Annotated in this window: 15 protein-coding genes; all 15 read right to left on the reverse strand. The window is 38.3% G+C overall.

What is annotated here, in order from left to right; translation table 11 throughout:
* Positions 1–184 precede the first annotated feature (184 nt).
* Positions 185–2,344, reverse strand: a complete 2,160-nt coding sequence (infB, locus tag KJ593_06590; protein ID MBU2541551.1) for a translation initiation factor IF-2 — start codon at positions 2,342–2,344, stop codon at positions 185–187.
* A gap of 19 nt (positions 2,345–2,363) precedes the next feature.
* A complete protein-coding gene (gene nusA, locus KJ593_06595; GenBank protein ID MBU2541552.1) occupies positions 2,364–3,569 on the reverse strand; it encodes a transcription termination factor NusA in 1,206 nt (401 codons plus the stop codon).
* A 15-nt stretch (positions 3,570–3,584) separates the two neighbouring features.
* Positions 3,585–4,034, reverse strand: coding sequence for a hypothetical protein (locus KJ593_06600; GenBank protein ID MBU2541553.1), 450 nt, complete (start codon positions 4,032–4,034; stop codon positions 3,585–3,587).
* 10 nt (positions 4,035–4,044) lie between these two features.
* Positions 4,045–5,292 (reverse strand): proline--tRNA ligase, encoded by a 1,248-nt coding sequence (gene proS / locus KJ593_06605; GenBank protein ID MBU2541554.1) that lies wholly within the window; start codon positions 5,290–5,292, stop codon positions 4,045–4,047.
* 49 nt (positions 5,293–5,341) lie between these two features.
* Positions 5,342–6,604 carry a CpaF family protein gene (locus KJ593_06610; protein ID MBU2541555.1) on the reverse strand — a complete coding sequence of 421 codons (1,263 nt, stop codon included), beginning with the start codon at positions 6,602–6,604 and terminating at the stop codon, positions 5,342–5,344.
* Positions 6,594–7,679 (reverse strand): flavodoxin-dependent (E)-4-hydroxy-3-methylbut-2-enyl-diphosphate synthase, encoded by a 1,086-nt coding sequence (gene ispG, locus KJ593_06615; GenBank protein MBU2541556.1) that lies wholly within the window; start codon positions 7,677–7,679, stop codon positions 6,594–6,596. The genes KJ593_06610 and ispG overlap by 11 nt, the downstream gene beginning before the upstream one ends.
* A 4-nt stretch (positions 7,680–7,683) precedes the next feature.
* Positions 7,684–8,763 carry an RIP metalloprotease RseP gene (rseP, locus tag KJ593_06620; GenBank protein ID MBU2541557.1) on the reverse strand — a complete coding sequence of 360 codons (1,080 nt, stop codon included), beginning with the start codon at positions 8,761–8,763 and terminating at the stop codon, positions 7,684–7,686.
* Between the two features lie 14 nt (positions 8,764–8,777).
* Positions 8,778–9,932 (reverse strand): 1-deoxy-D-xylulose-5-phosphate reductoisomerase, encoded by a 1,155-nt coding sequence (locus KJ593_06625; GenBank protein ID MBU2541558.1) that lies wholly within the window; start codon positions 9,930–9,932, stop codon positions 8,778–8,780.
* A 55-nt stretch (positions 9,933–9,987) separates the two neighbouring features.
* Positions 9,988–10,788 carry a phosphatidate cytidylyltransferase gene (locus tag KJ593_06630; GenBank protein MBU2541559.1) on the reverse strand — a complete coding sequence of 267 codons (801 nt, stop codon included), beginning with the start codon at positions 10,786–10,788 and terminating at the stop codon, positions 9,988–9,990.
* 44 nt (positions 10,789–10,832) lie between these two features.
* Positions 10,833–11,549 (reverse strand): isoprenyl transferase, encoded by a 717-nt coding sequence (locus tag KJ593_06635; protein ID MBU2541560.1) that lies wholly within the window; start codon positions 11,547–11,549, stop codon positions 10,833–10,835.
* 133 nt (positions 11,550–11,682) lie between these two features.
* Positions 11,683–12,324, reverse strand: coding sequence for an OmpA family protein (locus tag KJ593_06640; GenBank protein MBU2541561.1), 642 nt, complete (start codon positions 12,322–12,324; stop codon positions 11,683–11,685).
* Between the two features lie 158 nt (positions 12,325–12,482).
* The gene (locus tag KJ593_06645) at positions 12,483–13,220 is read right to left on the reverse strand and encodes a glycosyltransferase family 2 protein (GenBank protein ID MBU2541562.1); all 738 of its coding nucleotides are present in this window, start codon (positions 13,218–13,220) and stop codon (positions 12,483–12,485) included.
* 4 nt (positions 13,221–13,224) lie between these two features.
* Positions 13,225–14,628, reverse strand: coding sequence for a hypothetical protein (locus tag KJ593_06650; protein MBU2541563.1), 1,404 nt, complete (start codon positions 14,626–14,628; stop codon positions 13,225–13,227).
* The gene (locus KJ593_06655; GenBank protein ID MBU2541564.1) at positions 14,628–15,383 is read right to left on the reverse strand and encodes a hypothetical protein; all 756 of its coding nucleotides are present in this window, start codon (positions 15,381–15,383) and stop codon (positions 14,628–14,630) included. The genes KJ593_06650 and KJ593_06655 overlap by 1 nt, the downstream gene beginning before the upstream one ends.
* Before the next feature lie 57 nt (positions 15,384–15,440).
* Positions 15,441–17,534, reverse strand: coding sequence for a sodium-translocating pyrophosphatase (locus KJ593_06660; GenBank protein ID MBU2541565.1), 2,094 nt, complete (start codon positions 17,532–17,534; stop codon positions 15,441–15,443).
* Between the last annotated feature and the right edge of the window lie 23 nt (positions 17,535–17,557).

Here is a 17,557-nt window from a genome sequence, read left to right on the forward strand (position 1 = left end):
ATTAGTTATTAAGACATTACCGTAGGTATAAGTGCCAGATTCCCAGGTAGTATTAGTAGAAATAGTAATATCTTGGGCAAAGACGGTCCCGAAAGAGGCAACACATAATACTAAAGGAATAAAATAGATAATTAGTTTTTTCATTCTTCTTCTATCAAATTAACCTAGATTTATTATCTGCCTATCAAAGTTTGCGCGCTATTTTCTCTTCTTCAAATGCCTCAATAATATCGCCTTCAGCCATAGCATTAAACCCACTTAGCGTGATACCGCATTCCATACCCTCAGTAATCTCTCTGGCATCGTCTTTAAATCGTTTTAGATTAGAGATCTTTCCCTCAAACAACTTCTCATTACCCCTTAAAAGCGTTACTTTATTATTGCGATGTATCTTTCCCTTTTGGACAATACAGCCTGCTACCTTGCCTGCCTTTGTAAGATCAAATACCTTCTTAATTAATATCCTGCCTAAAAATTTCCTTTTAATCTTAGGCTCTAGCAGTCCTTCTAATGCCGCTTTCAACTCTCTTATTGCCTCATATATAATTCTATAGGTCCTTATTTCTACTCCTTCTCTTTTTGCTATCTCCTTGGCCTGTATGTCTGCCTCAACGTGAAAACCAATAACCACAGCATCACTGGCTGCCGCAAGGATAACATCTGAGGAATTAATAGCGCCTGCCCCAGAATGTATTAGACTAATCTTCACCTCTTCAGTGCCCAATTGAGTTAAAGAGTCTTTAAGCGCCTCAAGAGAGCCTTGAACATCTGCCTTTAATACTATATTTAACTCTTTAACCTTGCCTTCTTGTATCCTCTGATGTAAATCCTCCAAAGTAATATGAGCACGAACCGCTGTTTTCTGCCTCTGCTTAAGCTCTTTGCGTTTTAATACTATCTCCCTGGCCTCTACTTCATCGTCAACAACATAAAACCTTTCTCCTGCTTGAGGCACACCGGATAAGCCCAGTAATTTAACAGCATCCGATGGTCCTGCTTGACTAGTTGCTTTTCCCAAGCTGTCAAACATAGCCTTTGCCTTTCCAAAATGCTCACCCACTAATACAATATCTCCTAAGTGCAAACAACCTTCCTGGATGAGAATAATTACTTCTACGCCACGACCCTTACTTAAATTTGCTTCAATAACAACGCCGTTTGCTGATTTTGAAAAGTTAGCCTTTAATTCTAACATCTCAGCTTCTAACAATATCATCTCCAGAAGCTGATCTATACCCTGGCCTGTTTTTGCTGAAAGTAGCACTGTTACAGTCCTTCCTCCCAAATCCTCTGAGGCTAAATCATACTTTGAGAGCTGTCCCTTTACCACATTAACATTCTCTTGCGCCTTATCTATCTTATTTATTGCCACAATAATAGGTACGCCTGCTGCCTTTGCATGATTTATTGCCTCAATCGTCTGAGGCATAACGCCATCGTCAGCAGCCACTACTAAAACAACTATATCAGTTACAGTTGCACCTCTGGCACGCATGGCTGTAAACGCCTCATGCCCAGGCGTGTCAAGAAAAGTAATCTTACCATTTTCCAGAATAACCTCATAAGAGCCGATATGTTGTGTTATCCCTCCATGCTCTCTGTCTGCCAGTTTTGATCTTCGGATATAATCAAGTATGGAAGTCTTGCCATGGTCAACGTGGCCCATAAAAGTAACAACAGGGTGACGCTGTTTTAAATCGGCCTTAGATTCAAGAGAATGTCTAGCAAGCAGCTTCTCCTCTTGTGTTGGTGAAGATTTCAACTCATAACCAAAGCCGCGCACCAAATCCTTTGCTAACTCATCATCTAATGACTGATTAAGATTTACAAAAATCTTGCGCTCCATCAATTTTTTAATCAGACTTGATGATTTCTCAGACAATCTTACAGATAACTCCTTTACATTTACAGGAAAATCAACTTGAATCTGGGGTAATTTTTTCTCTTCTTTTTTAGGCTTAATTGCCGGCTTTTCTTTGGCAACGCCTACAGGTTTTTTTGCGACCTCCTCTACTACTATTTTAGAAACCTCAGTCGCTGTCTTAGCTACTGTTTTAGAAGGTGTACGCGCCCTCTTCTTTGTGGCCAGCTTTTTGGCTAGCCCTTTTGCCTGTTTCTTCTTTTTTATTTCAGTCTTTTTGATTTTGACAACCTTCTTTTTTCCAGCAGCTGTTTTTGAGGATTTAGGCTTAGCAATAGCCTTTAATTTCGAACGCAGACGTTTAATAAGGCTATCATCAATAACGCCCGTAGGCCCTTTAACATCAGCCCCCAAAGACTTTAAGGTCTCAAGCACTACAGCAGTTGTAACTTTAAGCTCTTTAGCTAATTCACGAATTTTCATAATATTTTTTTGATAAAAATTAAGTCTTGGTATTCTTTTTAGTAAGTTCCTTCGCTTCTTTAATCAGGCCTTCTGCCTTTTTCTTGCCTAACCCTTTAATCTCACTTAATTTTTTAATACTTGCCTTAGCGATTTCCTCTAAAGTTTCAAATCCAGCATCAACAAGAGAGCTAGCTAATTTTTCACCTACACCCTTAAGCGAAATAATATCTCCTGCAACCTTTTTCTTGGCGGCTGGCTTAGGCTTCTCCTCCTCTTTTGGTTTCTCTGCCGCTTCCAGCATCTGCTTTGATCTTATATCTATATTCCAGCCAGTTAGCCTACTTGCAAGACGGACATTCTGTCCGTGTTTGCCGATTGCTAAAGATAGCTGATCTTCCTCAACAATAACGCTTACTCTCTTATTTTCCTTATCAAGCTTCAACTGACTTATCTGGGCTGGGCTTAACGCAGCAGAAATATAACTTTCAGCATCAGGCGACCAACGCACAATATCAATTTTCTCGCCATGTAGTTCTGTAACAATGTTTTTAACACGGTTACCACGCATACCTACGCATGCACCTACAGAATCTACCCTTTCATCTTTACTCCAAACCGAGATCTTTGTCCTTTCTCCTGCCTGGCGAGAAATCGCCTTGATCTCAACTATGCCTTCGTATATCTCAGGCACTTCTAGCGCAAAGAGTTTACGCACCAGATTGGGATGGCTACGGGAAAGTACTATCTGTGGCCCCTTTGATTCTCTCCTTACATCCAATAGATAGGCACAGATGCGTTCACCTTGTCTGAATTCTTCCTTAGGCGACTGTTCAATTTTTGGCAACAACCCTTCAGCCTTACCTAATAAATCTACAATAATATTGCCCTTATCAAAGCGATAAACAGTACCACTAAGGATTGTACCTACCTTACTATGGAACTCTTCAAAAACAACATCCTTTTCTGCTTCACGAATCTTTTGGATAATGACTTGTTTAGCAGTCTGAGCAGCAATCCTGCCAAATTTATCAGAATCTATTTTTTCCTTACCAGCAAAAACTGTTATCTTGCCTGATTTAGGATCTAATTTTACCTTGATTTCCTCTTCCGGACTAACAGTTATGCCAATTGCCTTCCTGGCTGCGCTAACTAAAGCAGCCTCTACAGCAGCAATCAGAATCTCTTTATTAATTCCCTTTTCGCGCTCAATATGTTCTAAAACCGCTAATATTTCTCCATTCATCTGTTTAGCACCTCTTTAATATTTCTCTTTAGCTCTATCAATATTACAAAGATTTATTTTCAGGCCCTCCTGGCCAACTTGCAAAATTAATGAATCTTCTCCAACTTCATTTAAGACGCCTTCTAATTCGAATCTATCCTGCTGTTTTTCTTTTAAAAACAAACGCACCTTACTGCCGACTATACGCTTGAAATCGCGCTTCTCTTTTAATGGCCAATCCATTCCAGGAGAAAAAACCTCTATTGTATATTGTTCCTGCGAAGAATCTTGAGTCTGGAATGAATCTCTTAACTTACTGTTAATATCAGCGCACTCTTTAATAGTAATGCCTCCGGAAGGACTATCAATTAATACTCTTAAAGTTGCTAATGGATGCGTATTGATAAGCTTCAAATCAAATATTACATACCCAGCTTTAGAGGCAATATCTTCTATTTCCTGCTTTACTTGCTCGCTAATTTCCATAAAAGGCTAATTATTTAAGAAGCTGTTTTAACTTTGTTAACAACTGTGTTTCTTCCAGCTTAATTGTTTTTGCCTTATCGTCTCTATAAGATATCTCTATGGTTTTATTTTTAAACCAATCCTTGCCGATAATTATCCGAAGTGGTATGCCGATTAAATCAAGATCATTAAATTTTACACCTGCGCTTATATCTCTTTCGTCTAAAAGAACAGATTTACCTAAAGATTCAATATATGAATGTATCTTATTGGCTAACTCCGCTGCCTTAGGTTTAGTTTCGATGACTATTATCGCAACCTCATATGGAGAGACATCCTTGGGCCAAATTATCCCCTTCTCATCGTGGTGCTGATCAATTATTGCTGGCAAGAGGCGGCTAACGCCAATACCATAACAACCCATAAGGATAGGACGCCGCTTACCTTCATCATCCTGAAATGTTGCATTCTGCACTTTAGAATATTTTGTACCAAGTTTAAAAGTATGCCCTATTTCAATAGCGCCCTTAACATTAAGGGCTTGACTGCATTTCGGACAGGTTAAATCATTTTCTTCTTTATAAGCAAAGGCCTTCTCGCATTTGGGGCAAGCTAATATTTTATCTTCTCCGCTTTCAGATAAGACCATAAATTCATGTGAAAGATTACCACCAATAATACCAGGATCAGCTTCTATCATAATTGAATCCAGACCACAGCGGGAAAATATCCTCTTGTAAGTTTCACAAATAATCTCATAATTTCTATCTAGAGACTGCTCGTCAGCATCAAAGCTATAAGCATCTTTCATAATAAATTCACAACTACGCATCAAACCAGCCCGCGGACGCAGTTCATCACGAAATTTAGTCTGAATCTGATAAAGCATTAAAGGCATCTGCCGGTAAGAAGAAAGGTTATTCTTTACTAAATCTGTAATCACTTCTTCGTGGGTTGGCCCCAGACAAAGCCTACGACCCTTCCTATCCTTAAAGCTGATAAGTGTCTGGCCCAGCTCTTTATCCCTTCCAGTCATCTTCCATAGATCTATGGGTTGCAGTGCTGAAAGTAGCAATTCCTGAGCTCCAACTCTATCTAACTCATCGCGAATAATATCTTCGATTTTCTTCAAGACTCGCCAACCACAAGGCAAATAGACATATACACCAGCGGTTAGCATACGAATTAAACCAGCCCGGAGCATTAAGATATGGCTTACTGAATCCGCCTCCTGGGATAAGGCTCTTAAAGTAGGAATAAATGCATTAGACATACGCATGTTGAGCACCTTAATTTAATAATCTAGCGAAATCCGCCAGAGACGGAAGTTATTCCTTAAAGCTATCCGGCGCTAAATTAATTTTAAGCAATTTAAATTTCTCTAACGATTTTGGTAATTTACCAAGTGCCTTATGAGAACCTAAGACCTTTCCTTTTTCATCATAACCTTGATGATCAAAAACAAAAATGTCTACAAGCTCTATCTCTTCTTTACCTACAGCATCCTCTACCTCAGTAATTGATGTGATTTTACGACTTCCATCATCAAACTGCTCCAGCTGTACAATAATATCTATGGCATTAGCGATATTCTTCCTTACTACCCAAGCAGGAAGAGCTAAACCGCTCATCAAGATCATCATTTCCATTCTATAGATACAATCTGAGGGACTATTTGCGTGAATAACGGCTAGGCTTCCGGCATGACCACTGGAAATAGCCTGGATTAAATCCAAGGCCTCTGTGCCCCTAATCTCTCCTAGGATAATCCTGTCAGGACGCATACGTAAAGAGTTTCTAAAAAGATCTCTTATCTGTACTTCGCCTCTTCCTTCTATGTTTGCTTGTTTTGCCTCAAGTCTTACCACATGTTCCTGCAGGAGATGTAACTCTGCAGTATCCTCAATACTAATTATTCTTTCTTTTTTAGAAATATAGGAAGATAACACATTCAAGGTTGTCGTCTTTCCTACGCCGGTAGCTCCGGAGAACATAATGTTCAATTTTGCTTTAATTGCGGCAACGAGAAAATCTGCCATGCGTTTGTCGAGCGTATTAAGACGCAATAGATCCTCGATCCTGGCAATCTCAGGAGAAAATTTACGAATAGTTATTACCGGTCCTTCTAGAGAAAGTGGTGGAATAATAATATTTACGCGTGAACCATCCGGAAGGGCAAAATCTACGTAGGGCGATGATTCATCAATGCGGCGTCCAGAGGGTGCGATTAATTTCTCTATTGTATGCATCAGCTGATTCTCATCGCGGAATTTAACATCCGTCAAAATCATCGAACCATTCTTCTCAGCGTAGACCCTACTAGGACCGTTAACCATTATCTCGCTAACTTGCGAATCTTCCATTAAGACCTCAAGCGGTCCTAGGCTGATTAACTCGCTTAAGACCTCTTCTAATAATTTTTCTTTTGCGTCTGCGTCTAACTTAACGCGTTCATAACTTGCGGCATCCTTAATAATATTCTCCACTGTCTTACGCAATTGATCTTTTCTTATTTCATCTTTCTTAAAGAGGATATCCTTATTCGAAATCAAAGATTTTCTAATCCTTATCCTTAATTTCTCAAGCATCATTGCCTCCGGATTTTAGATAGCATTTTTTAATTTCAGCGATAAGAAACTTTGCCGCCTTATCCTGCTGTACCTTTTTTACTGGTTTACCTTTCTTAAAAAAAAGACCGTAATCCCTGCCAAAGGCTAGACCTAAATCAGCGCATTTAGCTTCACCCGGGCCATTTACTACGCAGCCCATTAGGGCAACCCTCAAAGGCTCCTGCCCTACATCTAAAGATGGACTAAATGTCTTAATCTCTTTTTCTAAATCCTTCACAATATGAATCAAATCTACTTCACAGCGGCCGCAGGTTGGACAGGCAATTACATCAATTGCATTCCCGATATCTAAGGCAGCTAGAATTCTCTTAGCCGCCCTTACTTCTTGAGCCGGATCTGCAGTTAAGGATATTCTAATTGTATCACCAATACCATCTGCAAGCAACATACCTAAACAGATTGCAGATTTTATATATCCAACCTCAGCTAGACCCGTGGCTGTAACGCCAAGATGCAAAGGATAGTTAACCTTTGAGGCTATCTGGCGATTCGCCTCAACAGTTTCCAGCAGATTTGAAGATTTTAAAGAAATAACGATATCATAAAACTTCAATTTCTCTAACATCTTAACAAAGTTTAACGCTGATTTAACTAAACCGCTCGCTCCTTTAGCGCTGCCTCTGGATAAAGAACCGGAATTTACACCCACCCTAATCGGAATACCCCTCTCCTTAGCACTAGATGCTATTTGAGATATTTCTTTTTCTTTGTAGATATTTCCCGGATTAAGACGAATCTTATCTGCGCCTGAGGCAATTGCCAAAAGAGCCAACCTGTAATCAAAATGTATATCAGCAATCAGGGGTATATCAATATTAGCCCTTATCTCTCCTATGGCATGAGCATCTTGCTTATCCTTCACAGCTACTCTTATTAAATGAACTCCTTCCTCTTGTGCTGACTTTATCTGCTTTAGGGTCCTTGAAATATTCTTAGTATGTGTTTTTGCCATTGACTGGACTGCAATCGGATAATGCCAACCAATAGAGACGTTACCTATTTTAATAACCTTTGTCTTTCTTCTTTTTATTGCCATAGTCTCACAAGAAAGAGAAGAACTCAACTATCTTCTCTATCACTTTATATCTAATTAAATCGTTATAGAAAACAAATGCGACCAGAACAAGCAAAAGGGCCAAACTTGCTCTATTTAACAACTCTTCGGTTTTATCTGAGAGCGGCTTTTTCCTTATGCGCTCGATAAGTAGAAATAAAAGATGTCCTCCGTCTAAAAGCGGTATGGGCAGGAGATTAAAAATTGCTAAACTTACTCCTAAAACAGCAACTACATGCAGTAGTGCAGCTGGCCCAAATTCGAAGGCCTTATTTGTGGCAAAGAATATTCCCAAGGGGCCTGTGACTGACTCCCTTAATGAGAGGCTACCCAGAAGCATCCTAGATAATGCCTGAAGCGTCAAAGAGGTTATGTCAAATAATCTCTCTGTTCCTTTAGCCAATGCAGGAAATAATCCGTAACTTACTTTTACAGTCTCTTCCGAAGGACTTATTCCAATAAGCGCAATAGTTACTTCTTCGCCCAATAAATTTTTTGTTTTCTTAAATTCAGGCCCTACTGTTAGATTAATTTCTTCTCCATCCCGAACTATTCCTAAATTAACTACCTCGCCTTCTTCTTTATCATGGATAATCGAAGCTACATCCTCCCAATATTGGGTATCCTTCCCATCGATAGAAGTAATAATATCGCCAATTTGTATGCCGGCATGTTTTGCCGGCATATCCTCTAATAATCCACCCACGCTTGTAGTTAAAACAGGAAAGCCGATAAAGAAAATACACCAAAAACAAAAGAAGGACATGAGGTAATTAAACAATGGCCCTGTAATTATTACCTTTGCCCTGTCTTTTAGAGGACGTGCGAGAAATTCATAGCGTTTCCCGCTGTAACTCTCGCGGCTATCTCCAGCCATCTTTACATAGCCGCCAAGAGGAATAAGGCAGATTACATATTCTGTCTGTTTTCCCTTTATGCTAAATAATTTGGGACCAAACCCCAAAGAGAATCTTTCTACGCGTATGCCGAGGCATCTTGCAACAATAAAATGACCAAATTCGTGAACAATAATCAATACACTCAATACAGCAAGAAAAATCAACATGGCCTATCTTCCTTTCAATATATTTTCTTTATAAATTCACGGCTGCGTTTGCGGGTAGAGAAATCAATATTCTCAATATCCTCTAATCTTAAAGAATTGGTCCCCTTATGACTTTTGAGTGCCTTTTCTACAACCTTGGGAATACTTGCAAAGTTTAATTCTGAACGCAAGAATGCTGCTACTGCCTCTTCGTTGGCTGCATTTAATACAGTGCCTGCACTTTGCTTCATTCTAGCTGCCTGATATGCTAAAGACAAACAAGGAAAACGCTTCATATCAGGTTGTGAAAAATCTAAATTCTTTATCTTATGAAAATCAAGACTAGGCAAAGGTGACTTAAGACGCTCTGGATACGAGAGTGCAAACTGTATCGGGATTCTCATGTCAGTAATTGATAGCTGTGCTAAAATCGAACCATCAATAAACTCAACCATAGAATGCACTGCTGCCTGAGGATGAATCAAGACCTTAATTTTGGCGACATCAACACCAAATAACCATTTTGCCTCAATCACCTCTAGTCCCTTATTCATCAACGTAGCTGAATCCACGCTAATCTTTTTGCCCATTGACCAGCGCGGATGACTTAAAACATCTTTTTTATCTACCTTCCTAAAATCCTTTCTTTTAAAATAAAGCGGCCCCCCGCTTGCTGTCAAAATTATTGATTTTAAGATTCCTAGATTATCTTCCTTGGCTAGACACTGAAAGATGGCGCACTGTTCACTATCAATCGGAACTAAAGTAGCCTTATGCCGTTGAATTTCCCTCTTAATAATAGAACCAGCGCTTACCAACGCCTCTTTATTAGCTAATGCAATCTGCTTGCCCGCTTTAATCGCTGCCAGCAACGGATATAAAGCGCTGAATCCGCTTGTTGCAACAAGTATAATATCAGCATTTTTCAAGCTTGCTAGCTGCTGGATGCCCTCTATGCCTGCAATAACCTTTGTTTTAGAAGGAACTTTTATTTTAAGCGCCTTTACTAGATTATAATCTGCACAAGCCAGGACCGGGACCTTGAATCTTCTGGCCTGGGAAGCCAAAAGTTCAACATTACTACCAGCAGAAAGACCTACAACAGAAAAGTCTCTTGGAAAACTCTTAATAACTTCTAAAGTGCTTCTTCCGATACTACCTGTCGAGCCCAGAATGACTATACGTTTCATTAAAATAAATATTTTGTGATTAGAGTGATTTTTTTAAGAGATTAAGGACCAAACTCTATTTAAACATAACGCTCATGTAAAAATAAATCGCAGGGGTTGTGAATATAAGACTATCTATAACATCCAATACACCGCCTAATCCCGGCAAAGCACTACTTGCATCCTTAATGCCACAATCGCGCTTGATTAAAGACTCTGAAAGATCTCCAAACAGAGATAGAACGCCAATAAACACAGCAAGAAAAGCAAGATGCCAAAAACTAAACATTGGCAGCATTAGTTTACTCAAAAGGCAAAAGACGATATTGAAACCAAGGCCAGCCAATGCCCCTTCAACTGTCTTTTTAGGACTAATGCGCAAGATAAGTGCATGCCTTCCAAAACGAGAACCTACTAAATAAGCACCTATATCTCCTGCCTTTACTGTAAGAATAAGCATGCCCACAAGGGCTGGACCATGCGGCAGAAAATACAACTTTATCATAAAGCTGAATAACCAGGAAACATAAAGAATACCAAATAAAGTAACTGAAAGAGAAACAACTGAAGTCGTTGCTTCTTTGCGGCTTAATTGCAAAAGGAATAAACAGATAAAGGCAAGTGTAATAAATAATAATTCCCAACTTTTTGTCAACTCAAACTTAAAGAAAATCGATATAGGGATGACGATTCCGATTAAGATGCCAAAATAACGAAAGACCTTTACCCCTTTTGTCTCTACCATTTTAAAAAATTCATTTAAGGCTAAGGCGATTAAGGTAGTCACAACTATGGCAAATAGCCATGATATACGAATAGCTATAACGGTCAGGACAACAAGCGCTAAAGTACTAAAGATTCTTTTTGTAATTTGCATATAAAAATATTGATTTTAGATAAATCGAGATTATCTAGATAGATCTAGATTCCCCCGAACCTTCTTGAACGTTCTTGATAAGCGCAAAGCGCGTTGATAAAATCTTTTTGAGTAAAATCAGGCCAGGGCTTCTGACTAAAGTAAAGTTCACTGTAAGAAATCTGCCAAAGCAAGAAATTGCTAATCCTTTGTTCGCCGCTTGTACGGATAAGCAAATCAGGATCAGGTAATCCTGCACTATAAAGGTATCTCTCAAACATCGGCTCGTCAATGGAACCTGCCTTTAACTTATGACTGATCTTATCATGAATAATTTTATTCACAGCATCAACTATCTCCGTGCGCGATCCATAATTTAAGGCCAGATTTAATATCATTCCTGTGTTCTTTTTGGTTTTTTCTCTTGCCTCTTCAATTGCCTTCAGGAGCACGGTAGGAAATTCTTTAATTCTGCCTATGCATTCAAAGCGAATGTTATTCTCATTAAAATTCTTTATCTCCTTAACCAAGAGCATCTTTAAAAGCTGCATCAATAGCCCGAGTTCTTTCTTTGGCCGTTTCCAATTTTCTGTAGAGAATGCAAAAAGAGTAAGGACTTTTATTTTAAGCCTTGCTGCCTCCCTGACTATTTCCCTGACTCTTGCTACGCCCTTTCTGTGGCCTTCAGAGCGCGGTAGATTACGCATCTTGGCCCAACGACCATTACCATCCATAATTATGGCCACATGCTGAGGTATTGATTTCAGATTAAGGCTCTTCATATTAATGCTGTCTCACTTAACAAAACGGGGGATTAGATATCCCCCAAAGAATTGGTACAGAGCGTATTAAAAAATCTAGTAACAATACTAGCTCATAATTTTAACCCTTCTGAATTTGCTTCTATACAAAAATCTACTTCAGATTTAGAGCAGGCTTCTTCGGACTAGCCTTTTCTGATTTAGAAATTTCAGGTAAAATTACTATTTCAACGCGTCTATTTTTACGCTTTCCTTCTTTAGTCTCGTTGGTATCTACCGGCCTATATTCTCCGTAACCAATTGCAGCCAGCCTCTGAGGCGCTATACCTTTTTTATCAATAAGATAATGAACAACGCTGGTAGCTCTTGAGGTAGATAACTCCCAGTTAGACTGCCAGCGAGAATGTTTTATCGGCTGGTTATCAGTATGGCCTTCCACGCCTACATCTAAATCAGGCACAACCTCATTTACAACATCAGCAACCTTATCCAGTATAGGCATAGCGTCTTTCTTAATTTTGGCCTTACCTGAATCAAAGAGAATCTCAGCTAGAAACGTTACTACCAATCCACGTTCAGCCATTTCTAACTTTACTCCTTTATCTTTAATCTCTTTTGAAAGGCTCTTTCTTAAAGCAGCCCTTGCTCTTTCTAAATCTTCAAGCTTACTCTCTAGTTCTCCAATCTTCTCTACATCAGAGCGCCTACCTTTTTGAAAAATCAAGGTGCAACCAGTAGTTGCAAAAGCTATAAATAATACAGTAAAAACAATAATAATGCCTCTTATCTTTATCATCTCGCTCCTCCTTTTTTAACTATACCTCATCTTCACGCACAACTCATGTGCGTCTATCTATAATAGCTAATTTATCAAGTCTTGTCAATTATAATTGTATCTATAATCAATTGAAAAAGTTGCGATCTCTAGACTTGGCTGTAAGCTATAATGATTAACTATTTGCCATGCCAAATTCTAATTTGAAAGATATTAAAAAACATTCTAAGGGAATCTGTCAGGACATTGACCTTCGAACCTCTGACATGCCTCCATCTTATAGGCACTTCTTTGATTTTGTATCCAAGTTTATTTGCTAGGTAAAGAACTTCCATATCAAAACCAAATCCGTAAATTTTGACTTGAGAAAACAAGGGTTTTATGATTTCTTGCCTAAACATTTTAAAGCCACATTGGGTATCTCCTATCTCCTTTAAGAGAAATCTATGTACACAAAAGTTAAATATCTTTCCCATAAGCCGGCGGTGAATCCTTGCCTTTATTAATTGCTTTTTACCTTTAATGTTCCGGGAACCAATAATAATATCGTAGCCCTCCTGGAAATAGCGGATATTACTTTCGATTTCATCAGGAAGGGTTGAACCATCAGCATCAATAAATAAAACAATGTCTCCTCTGGCCCTAAGAATTCCATATTTTACTGCAAAGCCTTTACCTCTATTGCGCTTTAAGGATGGGACTTGCAGACTAAGATATAGCTTCTTTAGCTCTAGTGCCTCCTCATAAGTCTCATCCGTACTGCCGTCATCCACTACGATTATCTCATATTTTTTTGAACTCTTATTGCAATAATCAAAAACTGCCATTAGAAAACGTGGCAAGCGTTTAGCTTCATTTTTAGCTGGAATTACAATTGAGATATCTATCTTTTCCCTATGAGAGTTTCTGATTGACATTTAATTACCCTGCTAACGCCTTATGTTGAATCTTTCCTGGAAAATTTAACAATATAATAAGAATGACGGCCAATGGAAAGAAATGTAAAATGAGCCTGGAGAGAGTAAATACTTCTAAGATATCATTAAAATTTTTTGTAAATAACGCAACTGAAAAATGTAAACCAAAAAATAAAGCTAAACTTAGAAGTAGTATCTGAATAGTAAAATTTTGCCTTACTTTTTTTAATTGTATTATAATTCCTAAGAGAAGAATAAACCAGATTATATTCCAATTAGAAGTCAGAAAAACTTCCTCTATAAACCTTATTAATATCGTCGGGAGTCGGGCAAAAGAAGCTAACTTAAAATCAAATTGCCACTTCTCATTAACACCTATATTGGCTAATAACTTATACCCAGCATAAAGAGAATAAATTCCAAAGCTGGGAATTACAAATTTAATAAGTTTAGAAAATGCTTCTTTAAAAACATTGAATTTTTTATGTATAAGAATAAATATCAATAAGATTGTGTGGATGATAAGATATGCTAAACCCTCTAACTTTAGAAAGGTCCCAAACCCTGAACACAAAGATGCCAAAATCAAATAGCCATCTTGCTTACGATCATTCCATATGAGTAAAAACATTAAACATAAACAATTGTAATAAAGCATGGATAAATCTCTCATTGAAACTGTCGCATGTTCAAGCAATAAATCCGAAGAAAAAAGCAAAAGACAACCTAAAAGAGCCCACTTCTTATCAGTATAAGACTTAAGAAAATGATAAAATACGGTTAGGAAAGAAACAAATGTCAAAGGGAAGATTATCTTTAAATATTGGTCGTTCCATTGGCCAATATTAATTGCAAGCCAGGTTAAAGAAAATGGAATTTGAAGCGGGAAAGAAGCATGGGGAACATATGCTAGATTATCTAAGGATCGCTCGTAATAAAATACCTTGGCATTAAAGGCAGCTGTGGCAATAGAATCCCAGGCATATATGGGCAGCGTCAAGCTTCGGAATAATATGTAAAATATGCCGTAGGATACATAAAGGAGTCCTAAAACTAAAAAGATGCATTTTAAAAAATTAAAAAGTCCTGTACTGTTATCTTTATTTGACTCTAGAATCCGATCATCGAAATAGGTATATTCTCGAATCGGCTTATTTTTGATAAGTATATAAAAAAACAAGCAGAATATTAATACTGCGAGATTTATACTTATTACATTAAATTGTATGCCTAAAGCTGCCAAAAAAAGCATGCAATGTGCTAAAATTGCCATACCTAAACCATAGGAAACTGCAAGAGACACAGCTGTGCTTATCTTTATCCCTGAACATACATAGCAAAATAGTAAGTAACCCGAAATAAAAGGCAATACTAATGCCAAAAAAATCTTTATTCCAAAAAGAGACATCAGTTCCCCTTAACTCTTGAGCTTAACAAGCTCTCCTCGTCTAATTTGTATCTTATAATCTCACCCTCAGGAACAAAGGCTCCTGCATTATCTTTTTGATAAAATACATGGACATCAACGGCTTTATGAGGTGGGTGTACTCTTATATCAATGGGATATAGGAAATAAGCTAGTCGTCTTTGAGTCGTCATACCAGGATCCCTATCTAATTTCAAATCTGTGTCAAATTCTGCAACATGCATCCCAGGTAAATATCGCCTGCATTGCATTGCAAACGCATAAACAGAACCAAATAGAAAATATCTTTTTTCAAAAGAACTCATAGACCTGAATCTAATATCCTTGCTCAAGAAGTTATTTATATTATGAATTGATTGAACGCTTATTGTAGAAATAAAAACTATCATAGCAATTATAAATGGCCTGTTTAAATAAGAACCTAGCAACTCTTTATCTTTTCTTTTACAATTTTTAAAGCGAAAATTAGCAAGGATAGCTATTAAAGAGGAGAAACTAATAATTAAATAGAGATAGAAATAAGGATGCCTATCGTTGATTAGTTTGCTATAACAGCTATTATAGGAACGCTCTACTTGTAGATTTTTAAAAAATATTAAAATTATTTCTAGAAAAGGAAGTTTCAAATGCTGGGCTAATAAAAGGAGTAAAATTAATGAAGTGATTAAAACAATAGAAAAACAATAAAAGACTTCTAATAATAAGGTCTTCCCGGGAGCCTGTCTAGAAATAGTCATATTTAAATTTTATATAATCGGTGTGGGTAGGAATTTTTTGTATGAAAGTGCTATCGGCTATTTGAAAAGAGTGTATTTTATAATAAAGGCCGTAAATACAATAGAAACCATGGACATAAGCTTTATCAAAATATTAAGCGAAGGTCCGGAAGTGTCTTTAAACGGATCTCCGATTGTATCTCCTACTACTGCTGCCTTATGGGCAGGTGAACCTTTTCCGCCCAGATTGCCTTCCTCTATAAATTTTTTTGCGTTATCCCAGGTGCCGCCGGCATTAGCCATCATAACCGCTAGAATGAAACCAGAAGCTAATGCGCCCATCAATAGTCCCAGTTCAGCTTCAAGCCCCAGTAGTAAACCAACAATTATAGGAGCACAAATTGCCAAAAGAGACGGCAGGATCATCTCCTTCTGCGCTGCAATAGTTGCTATCCTTACACAAGAGTCGTAATCAGCACACGCCTTGCCGCTCATAATTCCTTTTATCTGTTTAAATTGTCTGCGCACTTCAACCACAATCTTTCCTGCAGCATTTCCCACTGCCTTCATAGTAAAAGAGCAGAACAGAAAGGCAAGCATTGATCCAATAAAAATTCCACACACAAGACGAGGATTCAGAAGGCTAAGATCAATTTTCCCACCTAGAATTTCTATCTGTTCTTTATAGGCAACAATTAAGGCAAGGGCAGTAAGTGCAGCTGAACCTATAGCAAATCCCTTACCAGTCGCAGCTGTAGTATTGCCTAAAGTATCCAAGCTATCAGTGCGTCTGCGCACCTCTGGTGCAAGAGACGCCATCTGAGCATTTCCACCAGCGTTATCAGCCACAGGTCCATAGGCATCAGTAGCTAAGGTAATTCCCAACGTACTAAGCATGCCTACGCTTGCAATGCCAATGCCGTAAAGTCCTAGGCTAAAATTCCAGGCCCCTCCAGATAAATAAAAGGCACTTAATATACCAACTACAATGAGCATTACTGGAATTGCGGTAGAAAGCATTCCCACAGACATACCTGCTATAATAACTGTTGCCGGGCCTGTCAGAGTAGCATTAGCAACTTTGATAGTAGGCTTATAGCGGCTGGAAGTAAAATATTCAGTAGAAAGGCCTAGGAATATACCCACCAGCAACCCTACGATTACGGAAAAATATACACCCAGATACTCTCTTCCTAAACTTTTAGTTATAATAAAGTAAGAAAAAATCGCAATAAGAATAGCGGTAATAAAGATTGCTCGCCTTAGTGCGTTTAATAAAACTGCTTGGCCTGCTGCCTCTTTTGTCTTTACCAAAAATATACCGATAATCGAGGCGATAACGCCGCAGGCTGCCATAGTCATGGGCACAACTACTCCTTTTACTCCCAAACCAGCTGCTACAGCTAAGGCCATTGTTGCCACAATTGAACCAACATAAGATTCATAAAGATCTGCCCCCATTCCGGCAACATCACCAACATTGTCGCCTACGTTATCTGCAATAACTGCAGGATTTCTCGGATCATCTTCAGGAATGCCTGCCTCGATTTTACCAACTAAATCTGCGCCAACATCAGCGGCCTTAGTAAATATACCTCCTCCCACCCTGGCAAAAAGTGCTTGGCTGCTTGCACCCATTCCAAAACAAAGCATTGTAGATGTAATTGCGCTTATCTTATCAGTTCCAATAGGAATCGGATGGGTTGAATAAAACCAATCTAGAAAAAAATACCATATAGATAAATCTAGGAGCCCTAAACCAACAACAACAAGACCCATAACTGCACCAGAATTAAATGCAATTCGCAGGCCTGAATTAAGACTCTTAATTGCGCCATTAGCAGTGCGATTTCCAGCACGAACTGCAATAGATAATCCAATAAAGCCAGCAAGCCCTGAAAAAAATCCACCTGACAGGAAAGCAAAAGGAACGAAGATAACTAGATGACCTTTGCTTACCAAGAATAACAACAAGAAAAAAACAATGAAGAAAAATATACCAACTATCTTGTATTGCTGCTTTATGTAAGTATAGGCGCCTTGACGCACATATCCAGCAATCTCAATCATCTTGCTATTGCCTTCAGGTTGCTTAATTATCCAGACAATCAAGGCAAATGCTACAAATAAAGCAAGTAAAGAACCGACCGGTGCAAGAAAAATTAAACTCATTTTTTAATCCTTTCTCCTTATTG

It is taken from the genome of Candidatus Omnitrophota bacterium, assembly GCA_018830005.1.
Classification (GTDB): Bacteria; Omnitrophota; Gorgyraeia; order JAHJTE01; family JAHJTE01; genus JAHJTE01.

Bases quoted from the DNA above. Each gene is read 5' to 3' on its own strand.
- rseP (MBU2541557.1), bottom strand. From the start codon at position 8,763: ATGTTGATTTTTCTTGCTGTATTGAGTGTATTGATTATTGTTCACGAA.
- KJ593_06645 (MBU2541562.1), bottom strand. From the start codon at position 13,220: ATGTCAATCAGAAACTCTCATAGGGAAAAGATAGATATCTCAATTGTA.
- infB (MBU2541551.1), bottom strand. From the start codon at position 2,344: ATGAAAATTCGTGAATTAGCTAAAGAGCTTAAAGTTACAACTGCTGTA.
- KJ593_06635 (MBU2541560.1), bottom strand. From the start codon at position 11,549: ATGAAGAGCCTTAATCTGAAATCAATACCTCAGCATGTGGCCATAATT.
- KJ593_06660 (MBU2541565.1), bottom strand. From the start codon at position 17,534: ATGAGTTTAATTTTTCTTGCACCGGTCGGTTCTTTACTTGCTTTATTT.
- nusA (MBU2541552.1), bottom strand. From the start codon at position 3,569: ATGAATGGAGAAATATTAGCGGTTTTAGAACATATTGAGCGCGAAAAG.
- KJ593_06610 (MBU2541555.1), bottom strand. From the start codon at position 6,604: ATGATGCTTGAGAAATTAAGGATAAGGATTAGAAAATCTTTGATTTCG.
- KJ593_06600 (MBU2541553.1), bottom strand. From the start codon at position 4,034: ATGGAAATTAGCGAGCAAGTAAAGCAGGAAATAGAAGATATTGCCTCT.
- KJ593_06655 (MBU2541564.1), bottom strand. From the start codon at position 15,383: ATGACTATTTCTAGACAGGCTCCCGGGAAGACCTTATTATTAGAAGTC.
- KJ593_06640 (MBU2541561.1), bottom strand. From the start codon at position 12,324: ATGATAAAGATAAGAGGCATTATTATTGTTTTTACTGTATTATTTATA.
- ispG (MBU2541556.1), bottom strand. From the start codon at position 7,679: ATGGCAATAAAAAGAAGAAAGACAAAGGTTATTAAAATAGGTAACGTC.
- KJ593_06630 (MBU2541559.1), bottom strand. From the start codon at position 10,788: ATGCAAATTACAAAAAGAATCTTTAGTACTTTAGCGCTTGTTGTCCTG.
- proS (MBU2541554.1), bottom strand. From the start codon at position 5,292: ATGCGTATGTCTAATGCATTTATTCCTACTTTAAGAGCCTTATCCCAG.
- KJ593_06650 (MBU2541563.1), bottom strand. From the start codon at position 14,628: ATGTCTCTTTTTGGAATAAAGATTTTTTTGGCATTAGTATTGCCTTTT.
- KJ593_06625 (MBU2541558.1), bottom strand. From the start codon at position 9,932: ATGAAACGTATAGTCATTCTGGGCTCGACAGGTAGTATCGGAAGAAGC.